Genomic DNA, 25,823 nt, shown 5'->3' with positions numbered 1-25,823 from the left:
GCCTAGCACCACATTCCGGCCCCACATGACACCTCCCGGCTGCCCACCGATCACCTGTGACCCACGCTATGGACCACACGGTCACGGCAACTGCCCGGAAAGGTACGAGGACGGCAAAACCTGACCCCGGCCGCCACGACCGGCCGGGTTCCGCCCCTGAAGCCCGCATGACGACCATGATGGGCTCCATGAGAGCTCGGGTGGTCCGGGTGGCCATGATCGCCGTCTCGGTCGCGCTGGTCCTGTTCGCCGTTCCGCTGGCGATCCTGGTGTGGTCCTCACTGGTCACCGAAGAACAGGGCGAGCTGGAACGGGTCGCGCTGGCCGTCGCCGTCCGGGTGGGTCCGCAGTTCCTCACCGGCGACCCGGTTGAGCTGCCGGCCGCGGAGGCCGACAACACCATCGGCGTGTACGACCTCGACGGCCACCTCAAGAGCGGCCGCGGACCGGCGATCGCCGACGACGTCGTCCGGCAGGCTTACGCCGGCGCGGCGGCGGACGGTCAGTCGGGAGCGGATCTCGTGGTCGCGGTCCCGGTGTCCGCCGCCGAACACGTCGACGGCGTGGTGCGCGCCGCGGCGCCGATGAGCGTGGTGTGGACCCGGGCCTTTCTCGCCTGGTCGTTGCTCGCCGCCCTCGCCGGTGCCGCCCTCGTGGTCGCCGTGCTCGTCGCACGCCGTCAGGCCCGCCTGCTCACCGGCCCGCTGGAGGACCTGTCGAGTGCGTCCGAGCGGATCACCGGCGGCGACCTCGGCGCGCGGGCCGAACCCGGCGACATCCCGGAGATCACCCGGGTGGCACTGGCCCACAACCTCATGGTCGACCGGCTGACCCAGCTGCTCGACCGGCAAAGCCATTTCAGCGCCGACGCTTCGCACCAGCTGCGGACCCCGCTCAGCGGGCTGCTGCTCAAGCTGGAAGCGGCGCGCACCGCGCCGCCGGCCGACCTGCCCCGGATCCTCGACGACACCGCACGGGGCGTCCGGGACCTGTCCCGGACCGTCGAGGACCTGCTGACCCTTTCGCGCCACCATCCCGAACGGTGGTTCACGGCGGCACCCGGCACCGTCGCCGAGGTCCTCGCCGGCGCCGAGCAACGCTGGCACGGCCCGCTCGCCCGCGAAGGACGCCGGCTCGTCGTGGACATCGAACCGCAGGTAAGGAACTGGACCCTCCCGGCGAGCCTGCTCACCCAGATCGTCGACGTCCTCGCCGACAACGCCGCACGTCACGGCCGCGGCACGGTGACCGTGACCGCCCGCGACACCTCCGGCGTCCTCGCCGTCGACGTGGCCGACGAAGGCACCCTCCGGCTGGACCCCGCCGACGTGTTCGTCCGCGGGGCATCGGGCGGCGGGGGTCACGGCATCGGCCTGGCACTGGCCCGCACGATCGCCGAAGCCGGCGGTGGACGGCTGACCGTCACCCGCCGCGCCCCCACGATGTTCACCCTCTACCTCCCTCCTCTCGACGACACGGCTGACAGGTGAGCAGGATTTTGCCTTGCTCTAACCGAGCTTTGCCCGTGCGCTTGCCCGACTGTCCGAAATAGACCGAACGCGGTGCTCCGTCCGCATGAAACGCGCCACCTCAAGTGAATTAGGTACGCCTCACCTCTATGAGGAGAGCCTTCCCTGAGTTACGGTCGCAGCGTTCACCGCGAGACTCCAGGAGCCAAGCTCATGTCACCCACCCAGATCGCCGTCCTCGGCGCCATTTCCGGGCTCACGATCTACCTGGGACTGCCGCTCGGCCGGCTGCGCGCCGAGATGCCGCGCCTGAAGACGTTCCTCAACGGCACGGCCACGGGCATCCTGGTCTTCCTGCTCTGGGACGTGCTCGCCCACGCCTGGGAACCGATCGACACCGGGCTGGGCAAGGACGAGCTCGGCGGGGTGCTCGGCAACGGTGCCGTACTCCTCGTGACCGCGGGGGCGGGCCTGCTCGGCCTCGCCTACTTCGACCAGGCGACCGCTCGCCGCCGGGCGGACACGCAGCGCGCCTACGGGCCGGGTGCCGCATCAGTCGGTGAGCTGAGCGCAGCGACGACCCGGAATCCGGCTTCCCGGCTGGCCATGACGATCGCGATCGGGATCGGCCTGCACAACTTCGCCGAAGGGCTCGCCATCGGAAACTCGGCGGCCGCCGGCGAACTCAGCCTCGCCGTGCTGCTCGTGGTCGGATTCGGGCTGCACAACGCCACCGAGGGGTTCGGCATCGTGGCGCCGCTGACCGGGACCCGTCCGTCCTGGGGCTACCTCGCACTGCTCGGCCTGATCGGCGGCGGGCCGACGTTCGTGGGCACGCTGGTCGGGCAGGCCTTTGTCAACGAGACCCTCTCGATCGCGTTCCTCGGCCTCGCCGCCGGGTCGATCCTGTATGTGGTCATCGAACTCCTCGCCGTCGCCCGCAAAGCGAACCTCAAGACGGTCACGACTTGGGGCGTGTTTCTCGGACTGGTCCTGGGCTTCGTCACGGACGCGATCGTCACCGCCGCCGGCGCATGACGAGCCGCGAGCTCACGGTCCCGGCCGCGGGCTTCCGGTCGCGCGGTACCGGTGCTCGGGCCGTCGGGTGTAGCCGCGGCTCGGGCTGAGATCGACCAGCCCGCGCCGGACGAGGTCGGCCAGATAGCGCTGCACCGTAGCCCGGCTGACGCCGAGCCGGTCGGCCACGTCGGTGGCGGACAGCTCGCCGGACGCGCCCCGGAGTTCATCGAGCACCTGCGCCATCGTGGCGGGCAGGCGGCGCCGGTCGGCCGTGCGGACGACCGGCCCGCGCAGGATGCCGTAGAGGGCGTCGACGGTTTCCTGGCTGGCCACGGCCATGCCATCGATGCTGTTCCGCAGCTGCCGGTACGCCGCCAGCTGGTCTCGCAGCTGCGCGAAGCCGAACGGCTTCACGAGGTAGTAGACCTCGCCGAGCTGCATCGCCCGCCGTACGCTGCCGATGTCCTGCGCGGCGGTGATCACGATGAAGTCGGGACACGGTGCGCGGTCGCGCAGCGACTGCATGAGCTCGAGCCCGTGCCCGTCGGGCAGGTAGAGGTCGAGCAGCAGCAGATCGGGTTGCAGGGTGAGGACGAGGGAGCGGGTCTCGGCCGCCGAGTGGGCCTTCCCCACCGCGGTGAAACCACCCACCCGGCCGACGCCGGCGGCGTGCACGTGGGCGATCCGGTAGTCGTCGTCCACCACCAGGGTCCGGATCATCGGTGCTCCACCAATTCTTTCGCGGCCGGAAGCGGCAGTTTCGCGAGGAACGCACCGCCCGGACCCGGCCCAGCAGTGACCCGGCCGCCGAGCCGGGTGACCAGGCGGTGCACGAGCGCAAGCCCGAGTCCACGGGGCAGACCGTTGCGGGGCGGCTTGGTCGTGTACCCGTCCTCGAACACGCGACGGGCGAGTTCGGCGCTGACGCCGGGCCCGCTGTCGGTGACCGAAATGACGATCTGCCCGTTTGACTGGGTCAGCCGCACGGTGACCGAACGCGGCGCGGGGGTCTCGGCGACGACGTCGAGGGCGTTGTCGACGAGGTTGCCCACAATGGACAGCAGGGCGTCCGGCCCCGGCTCGTCGAGCCGGGAATCCTCGGACACAGTCAGGTGAACGTCGCGTTCAGCCGCGTTGGTGATCTTGGCCAGCAGCAACGCGGCGAGCGACGCGGGCGCGAGCCGCGATCGGAGTTCTTCCGCCTGCGCCGTGCTGCCCGCGGAGATCTCGTCGAGGTAGGCCATCGCCTCCTCGGCCTCACCCCATCCCGACGAGGACCGACAGCACGTGCAGGCGGTTGGAGAACTCGTGCTGCTGGGCGCGCAGGGCGTCGGTCAACCCCGTGACGCTGTTCAGTTCCCGCAGCAGCGCCTCCAGCTCGGTACGATCCCGCAGCGTCACCACGAGCCGATGTGCCGTCCCCGCACCCGCACCGGCATCCGGTTGGCCACCAGGAGGTGCTCGTCGGTCAGGACGATCTGGTCGATCCCGGGCGCCGCGCCGCCCAGCACGTCCCGCAACCGGCCCTCGGGCAGGATCTCCCCGAGCGGTTCACCGATGGCCGCGTGCCACCAGCCCAGCAGCCGCCGGGCCTCGTCGTTGACCATGCTGAGCCGCCCACACTCGTCGAACGCCACGACGCCCTCCCGGATGCCGTGCAGCGTGGCTTCCCGCTCCTGCAGGAGCGAGGCCAGTTCGAGCCCGAACGTCATCCGTTTGAGCCGCCGGGCCAGGACCAGGGAAACGACGAATCCCGCCAGCTGCGGCGCTCCCGTGTAGGCCGGCATCGTCGGGATCTCGGTCCAGAGGCTCTGGGAGACGTTCCGTTCCAGGATGCCGGCCGACACCTCGCCGATCACCGTGCCGTCCGGCGCTGTCAGCGGCGCCTTGCCGTTGGCCGAATCGGTGAGACTGCCCGGATCGATGCCGACGTGAGTCTTCCCGTCGAGAGCGATCACCGGTTCTTCGATGCGGCGGCCGACCAGCGCCGGATTCGGGTGGGAATGCCGGATTCCTTCGCGGTCGATGACCACCACGTAGGCCGTTCCGGTGGCGAGCCGCATCCGCTCGGCCACCCGCTGCACTTCGCCGGTCCGGTCGCCGGTGGCCATTTCCGTGCGCACGGCCGGGTCCGCCGCGACGGCCTGGGCCACCGCCAGCGCACGGAATCATGCCCCAAGGCGGACCGCAGACCGTCCTGAACGTCTTGTCGTCCTTCGACCCCAACGTCAAGGGCCACAACGTCGACCTGACCAAGACCTACACCACCGAGTTCGCGCAGCAGGCCAACCAGACGATCAAGTGACCAGCGGCCGAGCCGGCCTCCGCCCTGCCCGCCAGGACGGAGGCCGGCTCACGTCCGGCGTCACTCCCGGCCGAGTTCGTGGTGTTCGAAGCCTTCCCCGCCGATGCCGTGGAGTGCGAGCACGAGGAGTGCGACCGCGGCCAGTACCAGGGCAAGGGTGACGAGTGCGATCGTCAGGCGCCGGCGAGCGCTGACTGTCCCATCCCGTCCCAGCAGGGCCGACAGGTCAGTCGACACCTGCCGGCTTGCCGCGGACACGATCGGTCGCCAGCCGGTGACCGCTTCAGGCGCCGGCGGCAAATCCGCCGTGATCGCGGCGAGTTCGTGGCGGTACCGGGCGGCATAGACCCGGGTTATCCGATCTTCGACCTCCGCCATCGTCAACCGTCCTTCGCCGACGGCGACGTGGAGGGCCGCTTCCGTCTCGGCGCGCTCAGCGTCGGAGCAGCGCACGCCTTCCGGCGTGGTCGCGCTGTTGTCTCCAGGTGGAGCCGGTCGGCGTTCAGCGGGTTCCGTCATGGTGCACCTCGGTCTGCAGCAGAGCGGGAGCCGAAACTCTCATCATCCTTTAATCTACTAACGTGTAGAACTTCTACAGGATAGTCGTAGAAGGGAACCGGATGATGACGCGCATCGCGATCGTCTCGGCGCGCGTCGGCGCCGGCCACGACGGAGCGGCCCACGCCCTGGCCGAGCGGCTCGTCCACCACGACGTCGAGGTCCTCGACTTCCTGGACCTGCTGCCACGGTCGCTGGGCCGGCGGCTCTGCGGCCTCTACCACCGGCAACTGGAGGTCGCTCCGCGCAGCTGGGACTGGACGCTGCGGGCTCTCGGCACCGCCGGGCCGGCCTGGCTCGCGGCGTGTGCGGCGACGCTCGCCTGCGACCGTCTGCGCGCCGTCCTCGGAGACGGCCCCGACCTGGCGATCTCGACCTATCCCCTGGCCACCCACGCACTGGGCGCACTGCGTGCGCGGGGCGCGCTGACCGCACCGCTGGCCGTGTACCTCACCGATCCCTCGGTGCACCGGCTCTGTGTCAGCGGCCTCGCCGACCTGCACCTCGCCCCGAATCAGGACGCCGCGACGCAGGCGCTCCTCTGGGGCGCCCGGCAGGTCGACGTCGTCGCGCCGCTGGTCCGAGCCCGGTTCCGGCCGGCCACGACGTCCGAGCGAGCCCGTGCCCGCCAGCAGTTCGGCCTGCCCCCGACCAGTCGGCTGGCGCTCGTCGTCGCGGGGTCATGGGGCGTCGGGCAGCTGGCCGAGACGGTCTGCGACGTCGCGGCATCGGGCGTCGCGGTCCCGGTCGTGGTCTGCGGGCGGAACACCGCCCTGCGCGACCGGCTCCTCACCGCCGGGCACCCCCACGTGTTCGGCTGGGTCGAGGACATGCCCCGCCTCCTGCACGCCGTCGACGCCGTCGTCCAAAACGCCGGTGGCCTGACCACATCCGAGGCGCTCGCCGCCGGGCTGCCCGTGGTGACCTACCGCTGCCTGCCCGGCCACGGCCGGGCCAACGCCGACGTGCTCGACCGGATCGGCGTGGTTCCCTGGATCCGGTCGGCGGCCGGCCTGGCGGCCGCGCTGACGGCTGACCGACCGACCGCAGTCGCCGCGCTCCCGGCCGGCGACCCCGTCCCGCTGCTGGAGAAACTCTTGGAGATCGCGTGAAGGCAGCTCTCACCCTCGCTGCCCTGGCGGCGGTGGCACACGCCGCACCGGCCGCGACCTTCCTGCCGGGGCCACGGCGGATCCTCCTGCCCCGGCTGGCCGGCCTCGCCGCGGACGGCGAGGTCGCGCTGACCTTCGACGACGGGCCCTCCGCCGCGTCGACCCCGCACTTCCTCCGGTTGCTGGAGCGCCTCGGCGTGAAAGCCACCTTTTTCGTACTCGGGACCGAGGCTCTCCGGGCACCGCAGCTGACCCGGGCGATCGCCGAGGCCGGCCATGAGATCGGCGTCCACGGCTGGGACCACCGATGCCTGCTGCGCAAGTCCCCCTGGCGCACCCATCGCGAACTCCGGGACACGCGTGCGCTTGTCGAGTCCCTGACCGGGATCCGGCCGCGATGGTTCCGGCCGCCCTACGGCGTCTTCAGCGCGGCATCCGTGGCGTCGGCGCGGTCACTGGACCTCACGCCGGTGCTCTGGAGCACCTGGGGCTTCGACTGGACCGAAGGCTGCACCCCGGAGTCGATCCACCGCAAGGTCATGCGGCGGCTGGGGCGAAGGGGCACGATCCTGCTCCACGACAGCGACGTCACCACCGGCAACGGTGCGTGGCGGGCCACCCTGGCCGCGGTGCCGAACATCCTCGACGACTGCCGGCGGCACGGACTCCGCGTCGGCCGGCTCGCCGACCTCACCCTCCCGCCGGCACCGCCACATCAGCCCGAGGCAGGAATCGCTCCCGCGACGGCCCGAAGCGTGACGGCGAAGAAGTCACGCTGGTCAGCGGTGAGGTAGCGGTCAGGCGGGGACAGCATGGACGGCAGCAGCATGGTGGGCGACGCCCCCTTGAGGCCGGGACGGAACAGGGTGCAGTCGACCCTGCCACTGTGGATGTCCAGTTCCATCCCCCGGACCACGCCCGCGGACGCCATGGCGCCGGCCAAGGCCGTCAACGTGAGCTGGCTACCGGCCACATAGATCAACCTGCCGTGGGCATCGGTCCCGATGCCCGAGCGCCAGATGAACTGGAACTGGTTGCCCGCACTTCCCCACTGCCCCGCCGAGTTGGCCGCGAGGCCGGGCACCGGAACACCGCCGTCGACGATCAGCTCGAGGTTCTGCCGGACCGCGGCCACCTGCGGCCCCGGGCGGACGTCACGGCCCCACACACCGACGGTGGCCACTCCCGAACGATCGATCACCAGCGACGCCATGCCGTCCTTCAACGGCTTTCCGTAACGGCCGTCGACGAAGAAGCCGCCGTCGGTGTCCCGGAATTTGAAGCCCGAGTTGAACGTCGCGAGCAGTGCGGCTCGCAGGGAGTCGGGGACTCGCGCGTGTTCGGGCCATTCCGGACCGCCGGGTTCCCTGGTCCCCGCGATTAGCGACGTACGGACCCAGTTCTGGTCGAACGCCACCATGCCGGCAACCACGCTCGTGTGGGCCCGGTCCGGCCGCACAAAGGCCGTGTAGTCCGCGGCCTGCCCGCCGGACATCCGCGCCTCCGGCGCCCAGACGCCCTCTCCGGGCAAGGCGTCCGGCGAGATCGGCAGAGGGGCCGGTGCGTTCGCCGTGTCACCGGCCGTCGGCGGCGCGGGCTTCGGCAGCGCGTCCGCACCGGGTAGGTTGTCGGCGGGTGGATGCCTGGTGTACCACCAGTTCTCGAGCGCGTTCACGACCGGACCCGCGCCCATTTCGCGAGCCCAGTCGGCCGTCCGCGCCGTGAACGTGGCGGCACCGGGGTCGGTGAGCGCCTGGACATAGGTGACCGCCGGATACACCAGCAGGACAGCGAAGACGAGGAGCGTCCTCTTGATCCGCCGCAGGCGGCGGATCATCACCGGCGCAGCCGGCAGGTTCGCTGTCCGGGTCATATCCCACCGCAACGAGATCGAGATCGGTCCAAAAAAGCGAAAGTCAGAGCACGGTCAGCGCCGGCGGTCCGGGTCGTCGGACGGGCGCTTGCGGCCGCGCCGGAGTTCCAGCGCCAGCGGGATCAGCGAGACCACCACGACGACGGCGATGATCGGCAGGAGGTACTGGTCGATTCCCGGAATGCTGGCGCCGAGCACGTAGCCGGCGAGTGTGACCCCGACCGACCAGAGCACGCCGCCGAGCACCTGCCACACCAAGAAGGTCCGCGCGGGCACGTCGAGGATGCCCGCGAGCGGGTTCAGCACCGTCCGCACGACCGGCACGAACCGCGCGAGAACGATGGCTTTCGCGTGGCCGTACCGGGAGAAGAGCTCCTCGGCGCGTTCGACACCCCGGTGCAGGTGGGGATTGCCGATCTTCCCCAGCAGCGCCCGGCCACCCCGGCGACCGAGCACGAAGCCCACCTGCGCCCCCGAAATCGCGCCGGCGACCGAGGCCACCAGCACGAGCGGCAACGACAGGTGCACCGGAGCCGAGGCGCTGGTGGTGCAGAACAGCCCGGCGGTGAACAGCAGGGAGTCACCGGGCAGGAAGAAGCCGACCAGCAACCCGGTCTCGGCGAACAATACGAGGAACACCCCTGCCGTGCCCAGACTGGACAACCAGGACGTCGCACTCAGTGGGTTCACGCCCGCGACCACCTTCCGACGGTGACTTTCGCACCGCTCCGACACCCGTGCATCTCTTCTACACGATTGTAGAAGAGCTGCAGGCGCCCCGAAGAGCCGGGACTCATCCGAGCGAGCCGAGCAGGGCCGTGAGAGCCGCCTTCTCGTCGGCAGGCTGGGGGCTGGTGGCCCGCAATTCGCGTAGCACCTTGTCGATTTTGCCGTCGATTTCGGTCCACGTGGCTCGATTTTTGGGCTTCAGCCGGGCCTCGGCCTGGTCCCACTGGCTCTCGAGGTCGTCGACCCGGCTCGTCGCGCCGGACTGGTCGCCGGCGTTGAGCAGGTCGAGCGTGTCCTGGGTGATCTTCCGGAAGGCCGAGAGGTCACCCAGCGGCGTCACGTGAGCGACCGGGCCACCACCACTCGCGTTCGGTACGGCCACCGGCACGGGTGCCGCGGAGTCCTGCAGCGCGGACTTGCGCACGCTGTAGCCGGCGGCTCCGGCGATCAGCACCAGGGCGAGCACCACCACGGTCTGCCACAGACCACCTCGCTCGCGCGAAGCACTGGCCGGCGCGGCCGGCGTGATATCCGGCTTCATGACCGACAGATAGAGAACGGTACCGAGGATGGCCGCCGCGAAGATCACGCTGGTCACGGTCGTCCCCAGACCGAGGCCGCCCGCATCCGGCGGCTGGGCGAGGTAGTCGCCGAGCGACGCGCCGAGCGGCCGGGTCAGGACGTAGATGCACCAGAAGGCCAGCACCGGGTGGAGCCCGAGCCGCCACCCGATCGCGAGCAGGGCGATCAAGGCGGCCACGATGGCACCCGTTGCGAGGTAGCCCAGGCCCAGCACCTCGGCCATGAGGTCGCCGGTCGCCGTGCCGAGTGCGAAGGTGAACAGGATCGCCAGCCAGTAGAACGCCTCCCGGCGCCAGGTGACGATGGAATGGATGGACAAGGTCTTCTCGGTGCCGTACCACGCCAGGAAGGTCACCGCGAGGAGAACGCCGAAGAGCAGGGTGCTCGTCTCGAGCGGCACGCCTGCGGCGTCCGCGAGGTTGTCGGTGACCAATGTGCCGAAGACGCTCACGAGCGCGACCGTCAGCCAGTAGACGCCCGGCACGTAGCGCTTCGTCGCGAACTGGACGGCCAGCGTCACGGCCAGCAGGACGCCGGTGATGACGGAGACGCCGGTCAAGCCGAGGTTCAGGTTGACGTTGAGGAAGTCGGCCGCGGATTCGCCGACCGTCGTGCAGAGCACCTTGACGATCCAGAAATAGACCGTGATTTCCGGCACTTTGTTGAGCAGCCGGCGATTCGGTTGAAGAACACGTTGTGAGGTCATGGACTCTTTCCTGGTCCGTCCACCGCGGCGGCGGAACGGGCGGGCGGGCACGTGCCGGTGAGGCGTGACGGGACCCCGCGAAGCACCGTTGCCGAGCGGGGGGACTCCCGGCAACGGGCGCGAGGTCCCGTCACGGCTTGCCACGCTAGGGGCAACCGCATTAGTGATCACTTGCACGAGAGCAAAAGAACGGTTAAATGGACTCAGCCGTCTTATGGTTCACCCTTTCAGGTAACGTCCGACTCGTCCTGGTTGTGCGTTCTGCGGCGAACGCGTCGCAGCGTTCATCCGGAATTCTTTTCGGTGTGTCCTGGCCGCCGTGTGCCCGGCTTGGAATGCCTTCGGCGCCCGCACGGGCGGCCCGTAGCCGAAGGAGAGATCCGTGCCGAGTACTCGATCGAGAACCGCCGCGCTGGCCGTGGTCGCGGCGGCCACCGTCGCCTCGACCGCGCCGCCCGCGTCCGCCGGTGATCGCTCCGCCCACGTCCTGCTCATCTCGGTGGACGGCATGCACCAGTCGGACCTCGACCGCTACACCGCAACCCACCCGGGCTCGACGTTGGCCGGCCTTCTCGGTCACGGCACCGAGTACACCCACGCCCGCACTCCCGTGCCGTCGGACTCCTTCCCCGGACTGCTCGCCCAGGTCACCGGCGGTGGGCCGGCGACGACCGGGGTCTACTACGACGTGACCTACAACCGTGCTCTCCTCCCGGCCGGCACGACCTCCTGCGGCGGCGCACGGCCCGGAACGGCCGTGAACTACACCGAAGACCTCGACCGCACGAAGAACGCCATCGACGCGGGCCAGGGTCTGCCCGGCCTGCCCGGCAACGTCCTCGCCATGACCGGAGCACCGCAGTCGCTCCTCGACCCGGCCCGGCTGCCCGTGGATCCGCGTACCTGCGCGCCCGTCTACCCGCATCAGTACCTCCAGGTGAACACCGTGTTCGAGGTCGCCCGGCAAGCCGGCCTGCGCACCGCGTGGGCCGACAAGCACCCCGCGTACGAAATCCTCGACGGGCCGACGGGTACCGGCGTGCAGGATCTGTTCACCCCGGAGATCAACAGCCTGGTCCCCGGCACGACCGGCGACTGGACCACCGACAACGCCGCGACCCAGCGTTACGACTCCTACAAAGTCCGCGCGGTGCTCAACGATCGGCGGCTACGACCACAGCGGAACCCACCGGGTGGGTACGCCGGCCATCTTCGGACTCAACTTCCAGTCCGTTTCGACAGCGGAGAAACTGCGGCTCTCCGGTGGCCGCACCGGCGGCTACCTGCCCGGTGGTGGTCCGGGTCCGGTGCTGAGTTCGGCGCTGGACTTCGTCGACCAGCAGCTCGGCGCCATCACCGCCGAACTGAAGCGACGTCACCTCGACCGGAACACGATCATCATCCTCTCGGCCAAGCACGGCCAGTCGCCGACCGCCCCGTCCGCCCTGACGAGGATCGACGACGGCGCCCTGCTCGACGGTCTCGACGCCGCGTGGCGCGCCGCCCACCCCGGCGCGGCCGATCTCGTGGCCCAGGCCACCGACGACGACGCCATGCTGCTGTGGCTGACCGACCGTTCCACCGCCGCGACGACGTTCGCCAAGAACTACCTGCTTACCCGATCCGGGCTCGGCAACGACATCTCCGGAGCGCCCAAGCCGTTCGCCCACTCCGGACTCGACCGCGCCTACTCGGGCGAGGACGCCGCCCGCTACTTCCACGCCCGGCCCGGCGACCCGCGGGTGCCCGAACTCGTCGGCATCGCGCGTTACGGCGTCGTCTACACCGGCGGCACCAAGAAAATCGCCGAACACGGCGGAGCCGCGGCCGACGACCGCGACGTCCCGCTGGTGATCACCGGAACCGGCCGCCCTCATTCGGTCACCACGCCCGTCGGCACCACGCAGATCGCGCCGACGATCCTGCGGCTGCTGGGCCTGCGGCCGGACGCGCTGCAAGCCGTGCGCATCGAAGGCACCGAGGTCCTTTCCCGGTAGCGTCCGCCCGGCCGGGGTTCGTCCCCGGCCGGGCGGCCGTTCCGGTCAGGGATTGAGGACGCCGGTCACCAGCAGACCCAGCAGCGCGATACCGACGACGACCCGGTAGATCACAAAAGCCGTGAAAGTGTGCCCCGCCACGAACTTCAGCAGCCACGCGATGGACGCGTAAGCGACGACGAACGACACCACCGTTCCGACGAGCAACGGCAGTACGTCCACCCCGCCACCGACCGCGTCCTTCAGCTCGTACACACCGGCGCCGGTCAGCGCGGGAATGGACAGGAAGAACGACAACCGCGTCGCCGCGACGCGGTCCAGCCCACGCAGGAGGCCGGTGGAAATGGTGGCCCCGGACCGGGAGAAACCCGGGAACAGGAGGGCGAGGATCTGCGACGAACCGACCAGCATCGCGTCCGGCAGCGTCGTCTCGGCCTCCCGGCGCTCGCCCGTGCCGAACCGGTCGGCGGCCCACATGACGGCACTCCCGGCGATCAGCGATCCGGCGACCACCCACAGGGAAGCCAGCGGCCCCTTGATCAGCGGCTGGAACAGCAGGCCCGCCACGACGATCGGCACCGTGGCGAAGATGACCCACCACGCGAACTTGTAGTCGTGCTCCTGCCGCGCCTCCGGCCGCACCAGCCCGCGGCCCCACGCCGCGGCGAACCGGATGATGTCCCGGAAGAAATAGACCAGCACTGCCGCGATGGCGCCGACCTGGATCACCGCGGTGAAACCCACCACCGCCTGGTCGTCCACCGGGATGCCGAGGAATCCCTCCGCGATCTTCAGGTGCCCGGTCGAGGAGACCGGCAGGAACTCGGTCAGCCCTTCGACGACTCCCAGGATGACGGACTGGCCGATGTCGATCACGCTCAACAGTCTTGTCCTTCGCTACCGGCGGAATCGGGGGCGCGCCGAACAGTAGCGACCAGCCTCACCGGCGAGAGGAACCGCCCGCCGGTTGGCTGTCCGTTTGCCCTTCGTCACGAGCGCGATACCGCTGCCGCCGACACGCTTTCACGCTCACGAGTCCGTCGTGTCCGGCGGGTGACCAGCCGCAAGGCCGCCCCACCCACCAGGAGCACGACGATCGCGAGCCACCCGGTATACGCGGTCAGCGGTGACCAGGAGTAGACGGGCTGCCGGGCGAAAACCGCGGCAGGCGGGACAGTCCAGTCCAGGCTCGCCGTCGCCGGGACGAGACCGGGCCGCACTGCCGTCACCGTGATCGTCCAGGGGCCACCGGTCGCGAGGTCGTCGGTCGCCAGCAGGTAGGAGCTCGGTCCGGCCGGGCTCGTCACCGTCCCGTCCGGAGCTCGCAGGAGCACTTCGACGGCTTGGATGGGAGCGGGTGCCGGACGGCGGGTGTCGAAGAGGCTCAACGTGACGAAGTTGCGGCCCGGCAGGTTCGGCCGCACGTCGACGGTGCCGACCAGGTCGTCGGCCGTCAGCGAGTTCTGCGCGGTCACCGGCTCGGGCGGGCGCCATTGCGGTCCGCTCGCCTGGTGGGTCGACACCAGCCCCGCCGTCGCCACCAGAACGCCGGCCAACGCCATCATCTCGGTCCGGACGGCGGGCCGGGTCCGGCCGGGATCGCGGTGGCGTCCGTGGAGGCTGAGCGTCGTGACGAGCCCGGCCAGGGCGGCGACGGCCACGAGCCCGGCCTTAAGCAGCAGGATCCGGCCGTAGGTGGAGAGCAGGAGCGCGTCGAGCGACGCCACCCGGTCGCCGGCCAGGAGCAGCCCGGAGGCGACCAGCAAGGTCAGCGCGCCGGTCGCGATCAGGCCGAAGCGGCGGAGCACCTCCCGGGCCTGCTCGCGGTCTCCCCGCCGGCCGACCAGCGCAGCTCCCGCGACGATGACCGTCCCGGCCCAAGTCATGGTGGCCAGGATGTGGACGACGTCGGTGGCCAGCAGCAGCGGACCGGAACGGGCGAGATGCCCCAGCAGCGCGGTGGCGGCCGCGGCGACGAGCGCCAGGACCGAGACGACGACGGCCGTCGCCCTCCTCCGCAGCGAGCCCCGTCGCAAGGCGGCCACCGACACGACGACCATGCCCGCGGCGGCGGTCTCCCTGGCCACCCAGGGTGGTCCGGCGCTGCTGCCGGGGATCAGCTGCCACGCCAGCGGAACGACGTCCGCGCCGAAAGCCGCGGCCCGTACCAGCATGATGACCACGCCGCCGAACAGGCCGACCGTGGCGAGGACGGCGCCGGTCCGCAGCAGCCGCGCCCTCAGCACCCGGCGCCCGTCGTCGTGCGGCCGGAGCAGGAACAGCAGCAGCATCGAACCGATCCAGCCGCCGAGGCCGAGGTACACCGCGCCTTGGCCGAGCACCTCGCCGGCCGCGGGCAGCGGATCGGCGGGACGACCGGCCGCGGCCGGGGTACCGCCGGACTCAGCGCCTGCGCACGGCCCGCCACAGGCTCCACGGCAGGACCACGGCCACCGCGGCAGGCAGGACGAACCACGCGTTCACCGACAGCCGGCCCAGCACGAAGGTGACTCCGAGCGCGAGCACCACTGCGAATGCGGCGCGCCAGTCGTCGCCCACGACGAAGTCGTACCAGAACGCCGCGAAGGCACGCAGCCGTGCACGGATCGTCACAGGTCGCCCTCCACGGTGCGTACCGGCAGCACCGAATCACGGGACTGCCCGGCGCGGCGCAAGAACGCGACCAGGGCCAGCGCATAGGTCGCCACCGCGGGAATGATCACCAGCAACGCCGCGTCTTCGCCCGGCCAGTGCGCCCCCGCGCCCTCCGCACCCCAGAAGATCCCGAACGAAGCGAGCAGGATACCGACCGCGAACTTGAGGGTGTTTTCGGGCACCCGCGCCAGCGGTGCGCGGACGGCGAGCGCGGCGGCGGTCACCAGCAGGACCGCGGCCGCGGCCGCGAGCGCGGTGAGGGGCACCTGGTGCTGGTTGGCGCCGAAGGTCAGCACGATGAACGCGACCTCGAGCCCTTCCAGCAGCACGCCCTTGAAGGAGAGGGTGAACGCGTACCAGTCCCGGATCACCCCGCGGGATCCCGTGCCGGCAGCTTGTGCGGTGGTGAGTTCGGCCCGGAAGATCGCGGCCTCGTCGTGCACCGCCTTGTGGCCGCTGGCGCGCAGCACCGCCTTGCGCAGCCACTGCAGGCCGAAGATCAGCAGGAGGCCGCCGACCACGATGCGCAGCCAGTCCAAGGGGACGACGGCCAACGCGGGGCCGAGCGCCGCCACCAGGGCGGCCAGGACGAGCAGTCCGGCCGCCACGCCGGTCAGCGCCGAGCGCCAGTCCCGCGCGGTGCCCGCCGCCAGCACGATCGTCACGGCCTCCACCGCTTCGACGACGCACGCCAGGAAGACGGCGAGGAACAACGCTCCGCCGGCCATGTGGACCTCCTCCGTACTCACGCAAGGACGGTGAGCCACGCGGACGCACCGACACTACCGGTCATCGCCGGGAGACCGGGCCTGACGGCCGCATGCCGCATCGCGTCATGCTCGCCGGCGACGATTGCGCGATCCGCGAGGCCCCTGGTCCGCGCGCTGCGCCGCTTCGCCGAGCTGACGGTGAGGCATCGACGTGGTGGTGCCGGGCGTAATCGTCGGATCGGACCTCACCCGCCGTGGCCGCGCTCGATGGCGTTCGCCTCGTGCCCTTCGAATCCGTCCGCGCCGAAACCGTGCACCGCACTCACGACGATCGCCGCGGTGATCAGGAGTCCGATGAGGACGGTGGCGACGATCAGCAGCCGGCGCCGGCCGGGCGCAGGTTCCGGAGCCCGGCCACGCAGCACCGCGACCTCGGCGGCGAGCGCCGCGCCCGCGGCCGCCAGGATCTGCCGCCACCCCAGGGCGGTGCGCGGCTCCGGCGCGGGCAGGTCGGCGGTCACCGACGCCAGTTCGTGCCGGTAGCGGAACTCCTCGAGGCGTCCGAGGCGTTCCTCGACCTCCGCCATCGTCAGGCGGCCCTCACCGGCCGCCGCGTAGAGGGCGGCCCGGACCTGCTCACGTTCCGCATCCGAGCAACGGATCCCCTCGGGCACGGTGGTACCCAGCGCGTTCTCGCTCATCATTTCCCCTTCCGCTCGGAAATCACTTCCCCGAGGCTAACCGCGGAAAGGGCCGCCGGACACGGGCGAACGTTAATCTTCGATGAGAGTTCGGCTCCCGCGCCAAAACCTCAACTACAGTTACCGTGTGTCATCGGACCCAGGACGAAGGGACGCCGGGTGCACCTGGTGATCGTCGACGACGAGACGGCCCTGCAGAACTCGCTCTCGCGCACGCTGCGGTTCGAGGGCTACACCGTCTCCATCGCGGGCGACGGAGCCGCCGGGCTCGCCGCGATCCGCGACGAGAACCCGGACGGCGTGCTGCTCGACGTCACGATGCCGGTGCTCGGCGGCCTCGAGGTGTGCCGAGTCCTGCGCGCGGAAGGCAACACGGTGCCGGTCCTGATGCTGACCGCGCGCACCGCCGTCACCGACCGGGTGGCCGGCCTCGACGCGGGAGCCGACGACTACCTCGTCAAGCCGTTCGCGCTGCAGGAGCTGCTGGCCCGGGTGCGCGCGCTGCTGCGGCGCACCGAATACCACGTCCCCTCCGCACCCCCCGCTCCCGCGGCGCTGCGATTCGCGGACGTCACCCTCGACCCGGCGACCCGGGAGGTCTTCCGCGGCGACCGGCCGCTGCACCTGACCCGCACCGAGTTCGCGATGCTCGAAACGTTCCTGCATCACCCCCGGATCGTGCTGACCCGGTCGGTCATGTTCGAGCACGTGTGGGGCTACGACTTCGGGGCCGCGTCCAACGGGCTCGACGTCTACGTCAGCTACCTGCGCCGCAAGCTCGAGGCCGACGGCGGGTCCCGGCTGCTGCACACCGTGCGCGGCGTCGGCTACGTACTGCGCGAGGAGCCGCTGTGAAGCGGCCCCGCTGGAAGACGCTGTCCCTGCGCGCCCGGCTCGGCGTCCTGGTGGCGGCCGCGGTCGCACTCACCGTCGTGACGGTCTCGGCGATCTCCTGGGGCATCACCCGGGCCGACCTCTACGACCAGTTCGACGCCCGGCTGCAGTCCTACGCCCAGCTCGCCGCGAAAGCCTCCTCACCGGAGGAAGCGCTCTCGACCCTGCGCTTTACCACCAAGCCCGGGCCGGACCGGAACACCGGCCTGACCGTCCAGTTCAGCTCGGCCGCCGGCAGGGTCACCGGGATCGCGGGCGCGCTCCCGGAACTGCCGCCCCCACCGCCGCAAGCGCCGTTCTCCGTCAGCCGGGCAGCCAACGTCCACCGCGACGAGAGCCATTTCCGCATGTGGACGGCCCCGCGGTCCGACGGGGGCACGGTCCAGGTCGCCCAGGGCTCCGAAGACGTCGAGGACGCTTTGGGCCGGCTGGGCTTCTGGCTCCTCGTGGTGTCCGCCGTCGGGGTGCTCGGCGCCACCGTGGTCGGCCGGGCGATCGCCCGTTCGGCGCTCCAGCCGGTCGACGACCTCACCTCCGCCGCCGAGAACGTGGCTCGCACGCAGGAGCTGTCGGCGGCGATCGACGTCACGGCGTCCGGGGAGATCGGACGGCTGGCGACGTCGTTCAACGCGATGCTCGGCGCGCTGAGCCGCTCCCGCGACGAGCAGCGGCGGCTGGTCGAGGACGCCGGGCACGAGCTGCGGACGCCGTTGACGAGCCTGCGCAACAACATCGAGCTGCTGATCCACGCCGACGCCAACCCCGAGCGGCAGCTTTCGGCCGAAGACCGGTCCCGGCTGCTGACCGACCTCGACACCCAGGCCGTCGAGCTGACGGCCCTGATCGGCGAGCTGGTCGACCTGTCCACCGGAGAACGGCCGACCGAAGCCGAGGAGCGCCTCGGGCTGGCCGACATCGTCACCGCGGCCGTCGAACGCACCCGGTCGCGGTGGCCGAACGTCGCGTTCGAAGCCGAGCTGGTCGAGGCCGACGTGCTCGCGCGCCCCGTGGCCGTGGAGCGGGCGGTGCTCAACGTGCTCGACAACGCCGCCAAGTGGTCGCCGCCCGGGGGAAAGGTGCACGTGACCATGGCGGCCGGGGACGGCCGGGTGCGCGTGCGCGTCGACGACGAAGGTCCGGGCGTTCCCGAGGCGGATCTGCCGCACGTGTTCGAGCGGTTCTACCGGGCCGACGCCGCCCGGGCACTCCCGGGCTCCGGGCTCGGGCTGGCGATCGTCGAGCAGGTCGTCACCCAGCACGGCGGGCAGGCCACGGCCGCCCGCGCCGGCAGCGGCGGCGCCCGGTTCGACCTCGTCTTCCCGCTGGCCGCTTCTTAAGGAAACTCAGCGCGATCTTCATCGAACTCTCACGGACGGGCGACACCGTCTGAGGAGTGATTCCACGGACCGCGCTCGCACCCACGCTGACGCTGGTCACGGCCGCGCTCGCGCAGGCGATCATCACGGGCCTGACCTTCGGGTTCGCCGGCAACGTGAGCCCCTGGCGTGACCCGGTCAGCGACTACGCCTGGCACCGCGGCGGCCGGCCGCTGTTCACGCTCGCCCTCCTGCTGCTGCTCGCCTCCGCGGCCACGCTGGCGATCGCCGCACAGCTCGCGGCGTTGCCCCGCAGCCCGCTGATGAGCACGCTCTTCCTGCTCTGGACGGCCGGGATCACGGTGGTCCTAGTCTTCCGGAGCAACGTCAGCGCGGCGGAACCCACCGTGTCCGGAGAGATCCACCGCGCCGGCGGCGCGGTGCTGTTCGCCAGCCCTCCGCTCGCGGCCTGGACGCTGAGCACCCGGTTGCACGTCGAGTCCCGATGGGTCACGGCGGCCCCGGCGCTCCGGCGCGGTGCGATCGCCGGCGTCGCGACCGCGGCCGGGTTCAGCGCGGCCCAGGTGATCACCTGGCTCCCGGCCGGCTTGCTCGAACGCGCCGCGCTGCTGGCCGAGTTCTTCATCGTCACCACGATCGCGGTAGCCCTGCGGCGCGCCGCCCGCGCGGTTCACCCGCCGACCACGACCGAACCGGCTGTGGTCGCGCGAGCCGAAGCCGTGGCGGCCGAATCCGGGCGGGGTGTCCGATGACTGCACTCGCCATCGTCTGCGCTCTGGCCGCCGCCGTGCTGTTCGCGCTGGCGGCGTCCCGGCAGCACGCCGAGGTGACCGATCTGGCCGTCGACGGCACGCCCGGGTTGCGCAGTCTGGCCCGGCTCCTGCGCTCCCCCGGCTGGTGGGCCGGCACCGGGCTGGCGACCGGCGGCAGCCTGCTGCACGTCGTCGCGCTTTCCCTGGCCCCGCTCCCGGTGGTCCAGCCACTCGGAGTGCTCAGCCTGGTCCTGACCGTCCTGTTCGGGCGGCGCGCCCGCAACCGCCGCGTGGTGGCCGCGGTCGTGCTCGTCGTGGCGGGCGTGGCCGGTTTCGTGGCCCTCGCGGCCTCGGCCGCCCCCGTCACGAACATCAACGCGGAGACGGCCGAAGTCGTTGCCGTGACCGGGTTCGCCGTCGCAGCGCTCGCCTGGTTCGCCCGAGCAGGGTGCACCGCGCTCGCCGCCGCGGCAGCCGTCCTTTTCGGACTCGGCGCGTCGGTCGTGCACGCCGCCGCGTCTCAGGCACCGGCGATCGCGGTTCTGCTCGGTGGACAGGCGCTGCTGTTGCTCGGCGCCGGTGGCGTGATTCTGCACCGCGCGTACGCCGCGGGGCCCACCGCCGTCGTCGTCGGCACGACGACCGTGCTCGATCCCCTCACCGCCGTTGCCGTGGCCGCCCTGGCCTACGGCGAGGTCCCCCAGCCCGCGGCCGCGCTCGCCGCGGTCGTCGCTCTCGCCGGTGTGCGCGTGCTCGCCGGTGCCGTTCCGCAGGTCCCACCTAAATCCGAGGAGAACCCCGTGCACCCGACCGGCCTTCGCGTCCTGATCGGCGCCGACACGTTCCCGCCCAACATCAACGGGGCGGCCTTCTTCGCCGAGCGCCTGGCCCGCGGGCTCGTCGGCCGCGGCCACGACGTCCACGTCGTCTGCCCGTCCGACGACGGCCCGGCCCGGACCGAACGGCGCGACGGCTACACGATCCACCGGCTCCGCTCACGCGCCATCCCGTTCCACAGCGAGTACCGGTTCTGCACCCCCGGCGGCGCCCGGACGGCCGCCGGCGAGATCCTGGACCGCGTCCGCCCGAACGTCGTCCACGTCCAAGCCCACTTCGGCGTCGGCCGCGCCCTCCTCGAAGCCGCCGCCGAACGCGATGTCCCGGGCATGGCCACCAACCACTTCATGCCGGACAACCTCCTCGGCTACACGCCGTTCCCCCGATGGCTCAAAGACGCGATCACCCGCTGGGCGTGGAAAGACCTCGTGCGCGTCTACCGCGACACGCGCATCGTCACCACGCCGACCCCGCGAGCGGCCCAGGTACTCGCGGGGATCGGCCTCGACCGCCCGGCGCAGGTCGTCTCCTGCGGCATCGACCTCGCCCACTACGCCGCACCGGCCCGCCCGGCCGACCGGCCGATGTCGGTCCTGTTCGTGGGCCGGCTCGACGCGGAGAAGAACATCGACCAGTTGCTGCGCGCCCTGGCTCCACTCCCCCACGTCCGCGCGGACCTCGTCGGCGACGGCACCCGCCGCCACGAGCTCGAAGACCTCGCCGCCGAGCTGGGAGTCACCGACCGCGTGACGTTCCACGGGTTCGTCTCCGACGCCGAACTCGTGCACCGCTACGCCGCAGCCGACGTCTTCTGCATGCCGGGGACCGCCGAACTGCAGAGCCTCGCCACGATGGAGGCCATGGCCGCGGGCCTCCCGGTCATCGCCGCCGACGCGCTCGCCCTGCCCCACCTGGTCCACCACGGCGAAAACGGCTACCTGTTCGAACCGGGCGCGATCACGACGATCTCGCGGTGGATCGCCGACCTGGCCGCCGACCCGGAGACGCGCGCCCGGATGGGCGAGGCATCCCGGGCCGTCATCGCCCGGCACGACATCGACGGCACGCTCACGACTTTCGAGACGCAGTACCGGACCCTGCTCGGGCTTTCCACGCCCGTCACCGTCGGCCAGGCCGCGTGACCCGGGTAGGCGCTTCGGCCAACGCAGGTCGGCCTGGGCGCCTATCAGCCCTATGGAAGGGGCAGGGTGGTCGCGCCGATTGCCAACAGGCCGGGGAGCACCACGTGGGCTCACCCGGGTGGTCGCGCGTCGTCGCCATACTGAACCGGGCCACGGCTCTCTCCGAGTGGCTCCTCACCGGCAGCCAGCTCGGTGGAGAGTATCTCTTCGATCTGTGCAGCGGCGCGCGAACACCGCCGCCACAGCCCGCCGAACACCCCGGCCGCCGCGGCCACCACACTGACCACGACGAACGCACCCGGGCTGTCGGCGATCGCGATGACGGCCGCCGCGATCAGCAAAGCCGGCAGCAGCCACCACCGCGACTGCCCGCGGGCGTGCCGCGCCCGGTACGTCAGCGCTGCGAGCAACGGGTGTTGTGCGTTCATTCCGGCCGCCCTCCTGACCACTCCCGCGGCTGCCGGCCTCCCCTCCGAGCGTCCGATCCGGCGTGACAAACTGTCGCCGCGCGCTATCCGATTCGGTCGAGATTCCGGCGGATCGGGTTACCTCAAACCACAAAGATCAACACTCTCGTGTACCCCGTCGTCACCCAAGTGGCGCAATCGACGCTGCGACGACGTGCTGGCGGTGACAAGGCCGTGATCACTCCGTGCTTGAACGCGGCCCGGCAGGCAGCCACGCGGGTTCGACCGGATGACCACGGTCTGCTACTCCTCCTCCGAGCAGATCATCGCTGCGTCCGCCCAGGTCGCCATGCACGGCGGCGTCCGGTCCGTCGCCTGCCCACCCCGGCGAGGGAACCGCAAAGCCTGGTCGACAGGCCAACGACTCCGCCGCGCGACGCTGGTGGCGCCCCCTCGCCGACGACGCCACCCTCGATCAGGCCCAAGCCGGCGTCGACCACATCGTCGCCAAGCTTGACGACACCGACTTGATCAGGCGGCGTATTCGACGGCCCGGGCCTGCCGCTGTTGCCACGTGGTGTACACGATCAGTGCCACGAGGACCGCGCCGAGCAGCGCCGAGGCCCCGGTCGTGCCGTATCCCAGCCCGCCGGCGTCGACCGGTTTGCTGACGAAGTCACCGGCAGACGCGCCGAGCGGACGCGTCAGAACGAAGGCGACCCAAAACAGCAGCGTCTGCGAGACGCGCGTCGTCTTCATCGCCGTCACGACGAGCAGCAGGACACCGCTGATCACCAGGGCGGTGCCCCCGAAGCCGAGGCCGGAATCGTCAGCGAGGAAGTCACCCAGCGAGGTGCCCAGTGTGTTGGAGAACAAAATCGCCGTCCAGTACAGCAGTTCACCGCTCAACGAGTCGATCTTCTGCACGGCGAAAGAATGCCCGCTGGCCTTCCAAACGGCGAACACCGTGGCGAGGGCGGCGATCAGGACCAGCGCACCCGTGGCGTAACCGAGTCCGGCACTGCGGTTCATGAAGTCCGACATAGTCGTACCGGCGGTACTGGTCGACAGGATGACCGTCCAGTACAGCACCGGGTGAAAAGTTTTCACTGCCAGCTGTGTCACGAGACTCGCCAGAAACAGTCCGATGAGGATCGCCGAGCTGGCGAGGTAGCCGACCTGCATCGTCTGGGCAAGCAGGTCACCTGCCGTCTCGCCGAGCGTGGTGGCCGCGATCTTCATGATCCAGAAGACCGCCGTGACCTGAGGAAGCTTGCTCATGATCACCATTCAAGCGCGGCAGCCACCGCCGGAGGTCTGCCGTCAGCCCATCCAGTGACATCGCAGGCATGAGGTTTTGCCACCCGCTAACCGCGGCGTACCCGGCATTCCACGTCGGCACGCGCCAGCCCGACTCCAGCCCTGACGGTCAGCAGCCACCTTCCGTCAATCGCCCAGCAGAAACCGCACGACGACGCGTAATCTTCCCCACCAGGTCACCACCACCGCAACAGCTGCGAGCACCAGAAGCGGGCCGTAGCTGAGGTCCTGGCCGACGGCGGTGACCGATGCTGCCGCGACAAAGCGAGCAGCAACCCGTACTCACGCCCCGCGCCGACGCGCGCTGGGGAACGCAGGTCCTACCGGACGTCCCTGGAAGCGCCATGCAGATCAGCCGGCTGCTTCACCGAAGGCGAGCACCGCCGCGATCACAGACCAGCAGGCTCCGGCATGCGCCCGAGTCCCTCGAGCTTCGCCATCATCTGCACCAACCCCGTCCGTGGCGCGCTGTCCTGACTCGCCCCCGATCGTGCCTCCGTCCCGATGGACTGGAGTCGGAGGCGCTCGCGAAGCGTGTGCCATGCGACGCTCAGCGTCCTCTCAACGAGCCCCGCCACATTGGCAACAAGATGGGTATTCCAAGATCACGGGATGGACCCCTCCTCACCCGCGTGAACGCAGTGGCATCGCCCAGTCGCAGTCCGCACGGGCGCCGACAGGTGGTGGGGTCGGTGCGAGGACCTGCCGGATGCCTCCGGTCGGGTGCCGCTGGTGCTCGCCGGCCCAGCTGAGCAGCGTTTCGAGGAGGACTGTGGTCCGGGTGTTGGTAGCGTGGGCGACGTCAAGGTGAATGAACGCCTCGTCGCCGACCTCGAGTCCCGGCCGCTCGCGCCCGGGCCCCTGGCCCGGCAGTTCGCATCTGGCCAGGTAGCGGCCATCTCCAGGAGACGCCGGGCGGGTCGAGAGGGGCTTGCAAGAGCCTCGAAGACCTGCTGGCCGTGCCCGGCGAGATCGTGATCCCGCAGACCTCCAGCCTGCACGACACTGTCGACCGGATCTGCCGCGACGCTCAGCACACGCTCAATGTGGACGATCACCGCTAGGCGCGCCGGGTTTGACCGCAGAACCTGCTCAGGAGTCACTGAGCAGCGGCCAGCTGTGGTCGCTGTCGGGGTCGTCGAGCCAGATGAACTGCTTGCCCGGCACGTTGAGCGCGGTCACGCCGAGCGGGTGGCGTCGGGCCGGTCGAGGTGTCGAATGCGGCGGCGGCGTGCTCGATGGTGTCCTACAGCCGGTAGGCGCCGGACTGCCGGACCGCCCAAGTGCCTTCGGCCAGCGGCGTGGTCAGTCCGCCCGATCACTCGGAGGTGCCGGCCGCGGCCGCCGCGGCGGCCACTCGCCTCAGGCCGTGGATCCAGGACTCGACCTGTTCGGTCGGCGCGGACTTCGGCATCCCGGTCATCCGCAAAGCCATCGGCGGCAAGTCTGCGGTAGCGGGGACCGGCACCACGATCGATGCGAGGTCGTAGCGCCGGCCAACGACCAGGTCAGGGCAGAACAGATCGACGAGAGCGGCGGTCGCCTGCCGCACGTCGCGTTCCTGCCGGGGCAGCCGGTCGGACCGCTCGAATTCCGTCAGCACAGCCTGATGACGCTGCAGCAGCTCAGGCTCGGCAGTAAGGAGCGAGTAGCCACGATCACGTACCGTCGCGAGCAGGCGGCCGTGAAGGGTGCGACGGTCTTGGCTGTCGTCGGGCGCCCGCTGCATCCACGCCTCGATCTCCGCGGGTGTCGCACCCACCATGAACACCGCACCGAGCGGCGGGATGATGGGCTGGCGATGTCCTAGCGGAACAGTCTCGGACCCTTGACCGCTGTTGGCGGTAAGGACTTGCACCGCGTCGCTGCCGATCTTGACAAGGACGCTGCAGTCGATTGTGAAGGCGGCGCTGAGGTCTTCCACCTCCGACCGAATCGTCTTGGCTAGCTGTGATGTCCAGGGACGTTGTCCCGAGTTGAGGTGACCCGTTGTCGGCCTGTCGTGCTGACAGGTGAAGGCCTCCGGCTGTGAAGTGGAGCTGTCGAGGAACCGCTTCACCCACCGGAGGCCTTCGTGTCCCACCCTAACGCCACCCTGACCCCACGCACCCGGCTGCGGCTGGCGCGTCTGATCGTCGAGCAGGGCTGGACCTGTACCGCAGCGGCGAAGATGTTCATGGTCGCCGCCAGGACCGCTCGCAAATGGGCCGAGCGCTACCGCGCCGAAGGCGCAGCTGGGATGGCGGATCGCAGCTCACGCCCGCATCGCAGCCCTGCCCGCACACCCGAGCACCTGGTCCGCGCGATCGTGCGGTTGCGGTGGCGCATGCGGCTCGGGCCGGTGCAGATCGGCGGCCGGCTCGGCCTGCCCGCCTCGACGGTGCACGCGGTGCTGGTGCGCTGCCGGATCAACCGCCTGTCCCGCATCGACCGGGTCACCGGCGAACCGCTGCGCCGCTACGAGCACGACCACCCCGGTTCGCTGCTGCATGTCGATGTCACCAAGTTCGGCAACATCCCCAATGGCGGCGGGCACCGGTTCGTGGGCCGGGCCCAAGGCGACCGCAACCGGGCCGCGACCCCGGGCAAGCCCCGCAACGCCTACCGCAACCCCAAGATCGGGGTCGCGTTCGTGCACACGGTGATCGACGACCATTCCCGTGTCGCCTACGCCGAGATCCACGCCGATGAGACCGCTGCCACCGCCACCGCGGTGC

At 70.7% G+C, this 25,823-nt stretch carries 27 protein-coding genes and 1 pseudogene; 12 read left to right on the top strand and 16 right to left on the bottom strand.

Translation table 11 applies throughout. The features are described 5' to 3' along the window. Positions 1-188: 188 nt before the first annotated feature. Both C2L59_RS26130 and C2L59_RS48210 read left to right on the top strand, forming a co-directional pair. Complete coding sequence (locus C2L59_RS26130) at positions 189-1,490, top strand: HAMP domain-containing sensor histidine kinase (protein ID WP_103352364.1); 1,302 nt, start codon at positions 189-191, stop codon at positions 1,488-1,490. 192 nt (positions 1,491-1,682) lie between these two features. Next, positions 1,683-2,507 carry a ZIP family metal transporter gene (locus C2L59_RS48210; RefSeq protein WP_199199258.1) on the top strand — a complete coding sequence of 275 codons (825 nt, stop codon included), beginning with the start codon at positions 1,683-1,685 and terminating at the stop codon, positions 2,505-2,507. Between the two features lie 12 nt (positions 2,508-2,519). Here C2L59_RS48210 and C2L59_RS26120 read toward each other — a convergent pair whose 3' ends face one another. The 4 genes from C2L59_RS26120 to C2L59_RS26110 are packed head-to-tail and all read right to left on the bottom strand — an operon-like array spanning position 2,520 to position 4,642. Further along, positions 2,520-3,209 (bottom strand): response regulator, encoded by a 690-nt coding sequence (locus C2L59_RS26120; protein WP_103352149.1) that lies wholly within the window; start codon positions 3,207-3,209, stop codon positions 2,520-2,522. Next, positions 3,206-3,733 carry a sensor histidine kinase gene (locus C2L59_RS26115; RefSeq protein ID WP_103352148.1) on the bottom strand — a complete coding sequence of 176 codons (528 nt, stop codon included), beginning with the start codon at positions 3,731-3,733 and terminating at the stop codon, positions 3,206-3,208. Before C2L59_RS26115 ends, C2L59_RS26120 begins: the two co-directional genes overlap by 4 nt. Positions 3,734-3,746: 13 nt before the next feature. Next, positions 3,747-3,890: a hypothetical protein gene (locus C2L59_RS47565; RefSeq protein ID WP_158263106.1), complete on the bottom strand. Its 144-nt coding sequence runs from the start codon at positions 3,888-3,890 to the stop codon at positions 3,747-3,749. Beyond that, positions 3,887-4,642 (bottom strand): hypothetical protein, encoded by a 756-nt coding sequence (locus C2L59_RS26110; protein ID WP_158263105.1) that lies wholly within the window; start codon positions 4,640-4,642, stop codon positions 3,887-3,889. Before C2L59_RS26110 ends, C2L59_RS47565 begins: the two co-directional genes overlap by 4 nt. 17 nt (positions 4,643-4,659) lie before the next feature. Between C2L59_RS26110 and C2L59_RS49895 the strand changes: the two genes are divergently transcribed. After that, on the top strand, positions 4,660-4,794 hold the full coding sequence (locus tag C2L59_RS49895; protein WP_255410292.1) for a hypothetical protein: 135 nt from the start codon (positions 4,660-4,662) through the stop codon (positions 4,792-4,794). A 60-nt stretch (positions 4,795-4,854) separates the two neighbouring features. On the opposite strand, the gene C2L59_RS26100 is transcribed toward C2L59_RS49895, so the two are convergent. After that, a complete protein-coding gene (locus C2L59_RS26100; protein ID WP_199199257.1) occupies positions 4,855-5,313 on the bottom strand; it encodes a DUF1707 domain-containing protein in 459 nt (152 codons plus the stop codon). 104 nt (positions 5,314-5,417) lie between these two features. On the opposite strand from C2L59_RS26100, the gene C2L59_RS26095 reads away from it, so the two are divergent. Continuing rightward, entirely contained in the window at positions 5,418-6,464 is a 1,047-nt protein-coding gene (locus C2L59_RS26095; protein ID WP_233223683.1) for a glycosyltransferase, read from the top strand. Continuing rightward, positions 6,461-7,258 carry a polysaccharide deacetylase family protein gene (locus C2L59_RS26090; protein WP_103352144.1) on the top strand — a complete coding sequence of 266 codons (798 nt, stop codon included), beginning with the start codon at positions 6,461-6,463 and terminating at the stop codon, positions 7,256-7,258. Before C2L59_RS26095 ends, C2L59_RS26090 begins: the two co-directional genes overlap by 4 nt. Here the strand turns inward: C2L59_RS26090 and C2L59_RS49235 are convergent. The 3 genes from C2L59_RS49235 to C2L59_RS26075 all read right to left on the bottom strand — a co-directional run bounded on the left by C2L59_RS49235 (position 7,180) and on the right by C2L59_RS26075 (position 10,405). Beyond that, positions 7,180-8,301, bottom strand: a complete 1,122-nt coding sequence (locus C2L59_RS49235; RefSeq protein WP_233223682.1) for a phosphodiester glycosidase family protein — start codon at positions 8,299-8,301, stop codon at positions 7,180-7,182. The two genes, C2L59_RS26090 and C2L59_RS49235, sit on opposite strands and share 79 nt — an antisense overlap. Positions 8,302-8,391: 90 nt before the next feature. Beyond that, complete coding sequence (locus C2L59_RS26080) at positions 8,392-9,027, bottom strand: DedA family protein (protein WP_103352143.1); 636 nt, start codon at positions 9,025-9,027, stop codon at positions 8,392-8,394. A gap of 103 nt (positions 9,028-9,130) precedes the next feature. Continuing rightward, the gene (locus C2L59_RS26075; protein WP_233223681.1) at positions 9,131-10,405 is read right to left on the bottom strand and encodes a hypothetical protein; all 1,275 of its coding nucleotides are present in this window, start codon (positions 10,403-10,405) and stop codon (positions 9,131-9,133) included. Positions 10,406-10,862: 457 nt separating this feature from the next. Between C2L59_RS26075 and C2L59_RS49230 the strand changes: the two are divergent. Both C2L59_RS49230 and C2L59_RS49225 read left to right on the top strand, forming a co-directional pair. Further along, positions 10,863-11,003 (top strand): annotated as a pseudogene (locus C2L59_RS49230) (hypothetical protein); the annotation flags it as partial. Between the two features lie 544 nt (positions 11,004-11,547). Further along, entirely contained in the window at positions 11,548-12,351 is an 804-nt protein-coding gene (locus C2L59_RS49225; RefSeq protein WP_233223680.1) for an alkaline phosphatase family protein, read from the top strand. A gap of 45 nt (positions 12,352-12,396) precedes the next feature. Here the strand turns inward: C2L59_RS49225 and C2L59_RS26065 are convergent, their stop codons facing one another. The 5 genes from C2L59_RS26065 to C2L59_RS26045 all read right to left on the bottom strand — a co-directional run bounded on the left by C2L59_RS26065 (position 12,397) and on the right by C2L59_RS26045 (position 16,417). Beyond that, a complete protein-coding gene (locus tag C2L59_RS26065; RefSeq protein ID WP_233223719.1) occupies positions 12,397-13,227 on the bottom strand; it encodes an undecaprenyl-diphosphate phosphatase in 831 nt (276 codons plus the stop codon). Between the two features lie 113 nt (positions 13,228-13,340). Beyond that, entirely contained in the window at positions 13,341-14,693 is a 1,353-nt protein-coding gene (locus C2L59_RS26060) for a CopD family protein (protein WP_103352140.1), read from the bottom strand. A gap of 61 nt (positions 14,694-14,754) precedes the next feature. Continuing rightward, positions 14,755-14,964 carry a hypothetical protein gene (locus C2L59_RS26055; protein ID WP_199199256.1) on the bottom strand — a complete coding sequence of 70 codons (210 nt, stop codon included), beginning with the start codon at positions 14,962-14,964 and terminating at the stop codon, positions 14,755-14,757. Then, the gene (locus C2L59_RS26050; RefSeq protein WP_199199255.1) at positions 14,961-15,755 is read right to left on the bottom strand and encodes a COG4280 domain-containing protein; all 795 of its coding nucleotides are present in this window, start codon (positions 15,753-15,755) and stop codon (positions 14,961-14,963) included. The genes C2L59_RS26055 and C2L59_RS26050 overlap by 4 nt, the downstream gene beginning before the upstream one ends. 206 nt (positions 15,756-15,961) lie before the next feature. Beyond that, positions 15,962-16,417, bottom strand: coding sequence for a DUF1707 domain-containing protein (locus tag C2L59_RS26045; protein WP_103352361.1), 456 nt, complete (start codon positions 16,415-16,417; stop codon positions 15,962-15,964). A gap of 159 nt (positions 16,418-16,576) precedes the next feature. Here C2L59_RS26045 and C2L59_RS26040 point away from each other — a divergent pair, with 159 nt between their 5' ends. Genes C2L59_RS26040 through C2L59_RS26025 form a run of 4 tightly spaced genes read left to right on the top strand, consistent with a single transcriptional unit; the run spans position 16,577 to position 21,379 of the window. Further along, positions 16,577-17,272 carry a response regulator transcription factor gene (locus C2L59_RS26040; RefSeq protein ID WP_103352138.1) on the top strand — a complete coding sequence of 232 codons (696 nt, stop codon included), beginning with the start codon at positions 16,577-16,579 and terminating at the stop codon, positions 17,270-17,272. Continuing rightward, positions 17,269-18,648: a HAMP domain-containing sensor histidine kinase gene (locus tag C2L59_RS26035; protein WP_103352137.1), complete on the top strand. Its 1,380-nt coding sequence runs from the start codon at positions 17,269-17,271 to the stop codon at positions 18,646-18,648. The genes C2L59_RS26040 and C2L59_RS26035 overlap by 4 nt, the downstream gene beginning before the upstream one ends. 56 nt (positions 18,649-18,704) lie before the next feature. Next, on the top strand, positions 18,705-19,400 hold the full coding sequence (locus C2L59_RS26030; protein WP_233223679.1) for a DUF998 domain-containing protein: 696 nt from the start codon (positions 18,705-18,707) through the stop codon (positions 19,398-19,400). Then, positions 19,397-21,379: a glycosyltransferase family 4 protein gene (locus tag C2L59_RS26025; RefSeq protein WP_103352136.1), complete on the top strand. Its 1,983-nt coding sequence runs from the start codon at positions 19,397-19,399 to the stop codon at positions 21,377-21,379. The genes C2L59_RS26030 and C2L59_RS26025 overlap by 4 nt, the downstream gene beginning before the upstream one ends. 110 nt (positions 21,380-21,489) lie before the next feature. On the opposite strand, the gene C2L59_RS26020 is transcribed toward C2L59_RS26025, so the two are convergent. From C2L59_RS26020 to C2L59_RS26005, 3 genes are all read right to left on the bottom strand, one after another. Continuing rightward, positions 21,490-21,807 (bottom strand): hypothetical protein, encoded by a 318-nt coding sequence (locus C2L59_RS26020; RefSeq protein ID WP_103352135.1) that lies wholly within the window; start codon positions 21,805-21,807, stop codon positions 21,490-21,492. Positions 21,808-22,317: 510 nt separating this feature from the next. Next, positions 22,318-23,067, bottom strand: coding sequence for a hypothetical protein (locus tag C2L59_RS26015; protein WP_103352358.1), 750 nt, complete (start codon positions 23,065-23,067; stop codon positions 22,318-22,320). Between the two features lie 1,357 nt (positions 23,068-24,424). After that, positions 24,425-25,030 carry a hypothetical protein gene (locus C2L59_RS26005; RefSeq protein WP_103352133.1) on the bottom strand — a complete coding sequence of 202 codons (606 nt, stop codon included), beginning with the start codon at positions 25,028-25,030 and terminating at the stop codon, positions 24,425-24,427. A gap of 150 nt (positions 25,031-25,180) precedes the next feature. Here C2L59_RS26005 and C2L59_RS26000 point away from each other — a divergent pair. Beyond that, a partial coding sequence (locus C2L59_RS26000) for a leucine zipper domain-containing protein (RefSeq protein WP_103351945.1) occupies positions 25,181-25,823 on the top strand: 643 nt, incomplete at its 3' end.

It is taken from the genome of Amycolatopsis sp. CA-128772, from assembly GCF_002904295.1.
Classification (GTDB): Bacteria; Actinomycetota; Actinomycetes; order Mycobacteriales; family Pseudonocardiaceae; genus Amycolatopsis.
Note: the sequence above shows the minus strand (reverse complement) of the source record. Positions and strands in the feature narration are given on the sequence as shown.

Coding starts and splice junctions, on each gene's coding strand:
- C2L59_RS26120 (WP_103352149.1), bottom strand. CDS start 3,209: ATGATCCGGACCCTGGTGGTGGACGACGACTACCGGATCGCCCACGTG.
- C2L59_RS48210 (WP_199199258.1), top strand. CDS start 1,683: ATGTCACCCACCCAGATCGCCGTCCTCGGCGCCATTTCCGGGCTCACG.
- C2L59_RS26130 (WP_103352364.1), top strand. CDS start 189: ATGAGAGCTCGGGTGGTCCGGGTGGCCATGATCGCCGTCTCGGTCGCG.
- C2L59_RS26100 (WP_199199257.1), bottom strand. CDS start 5,313: ATGACGGAACCCGCTGAACGCCGACCGGCTCCACCTGGAGACAACAGC.
- C2L59_RS26045 (WP_103352361.1), bottom strand. CDS start 16,417: ATGAGCGAGAACGCGCTGGGTACCACCGTGCCCGAGGGGATCCGTTGC.
- C2L59_RS49895 (WP_255410292.1), top strand. CDS start 4,660: ATGCCCCAAGGCGGACCGCAGACCGTCCTGAACGTCTTGTCGTCCTTC.
- C2L59_RS26095 (WP_233223683.1), top strand. CDS start 5,418: ATGACGCGCATCGCGATCGTCTCGGCGCGCGTCGGCGCCGGCCACGAC.
- C2L59_RS49235 (WP_233223682.1), bottom strand. CDS start 8,301: ATGATCCGCCGCCTGCGGCGGATCAAGAGGACGCTCCTCGTCTTCGCT.
- C2L59_RS26115 (WP_103352148.1), bottom strand. CDS start 3,733: ATGGCCTACCTCGACGAGATCTCCGCGGGCAGCACGGCGCAGGCGGAA.
- C2L59_RS26020 (WP_103352135.1), bottom strand. CDS start 21,807: ATGAACGCACAACACCCGTTGCTCGCAGCGCTGACGTACCGGGCGCGG.
- C2L59_RS26025 (WP_103352136.1), top strand. CDS start 19,397: ATGACTGCACTCGCCATCGTCTGCGCTCTGGCCGCCGCCGTGCTGTTC.
- C2L59_RS26015 (WP_103352358.1), bottom strand. CDS start 23,067: ATGAGCAAGCTTCCTCAGGTCACGGCGGTCTTCTGGATCATGAAGATC.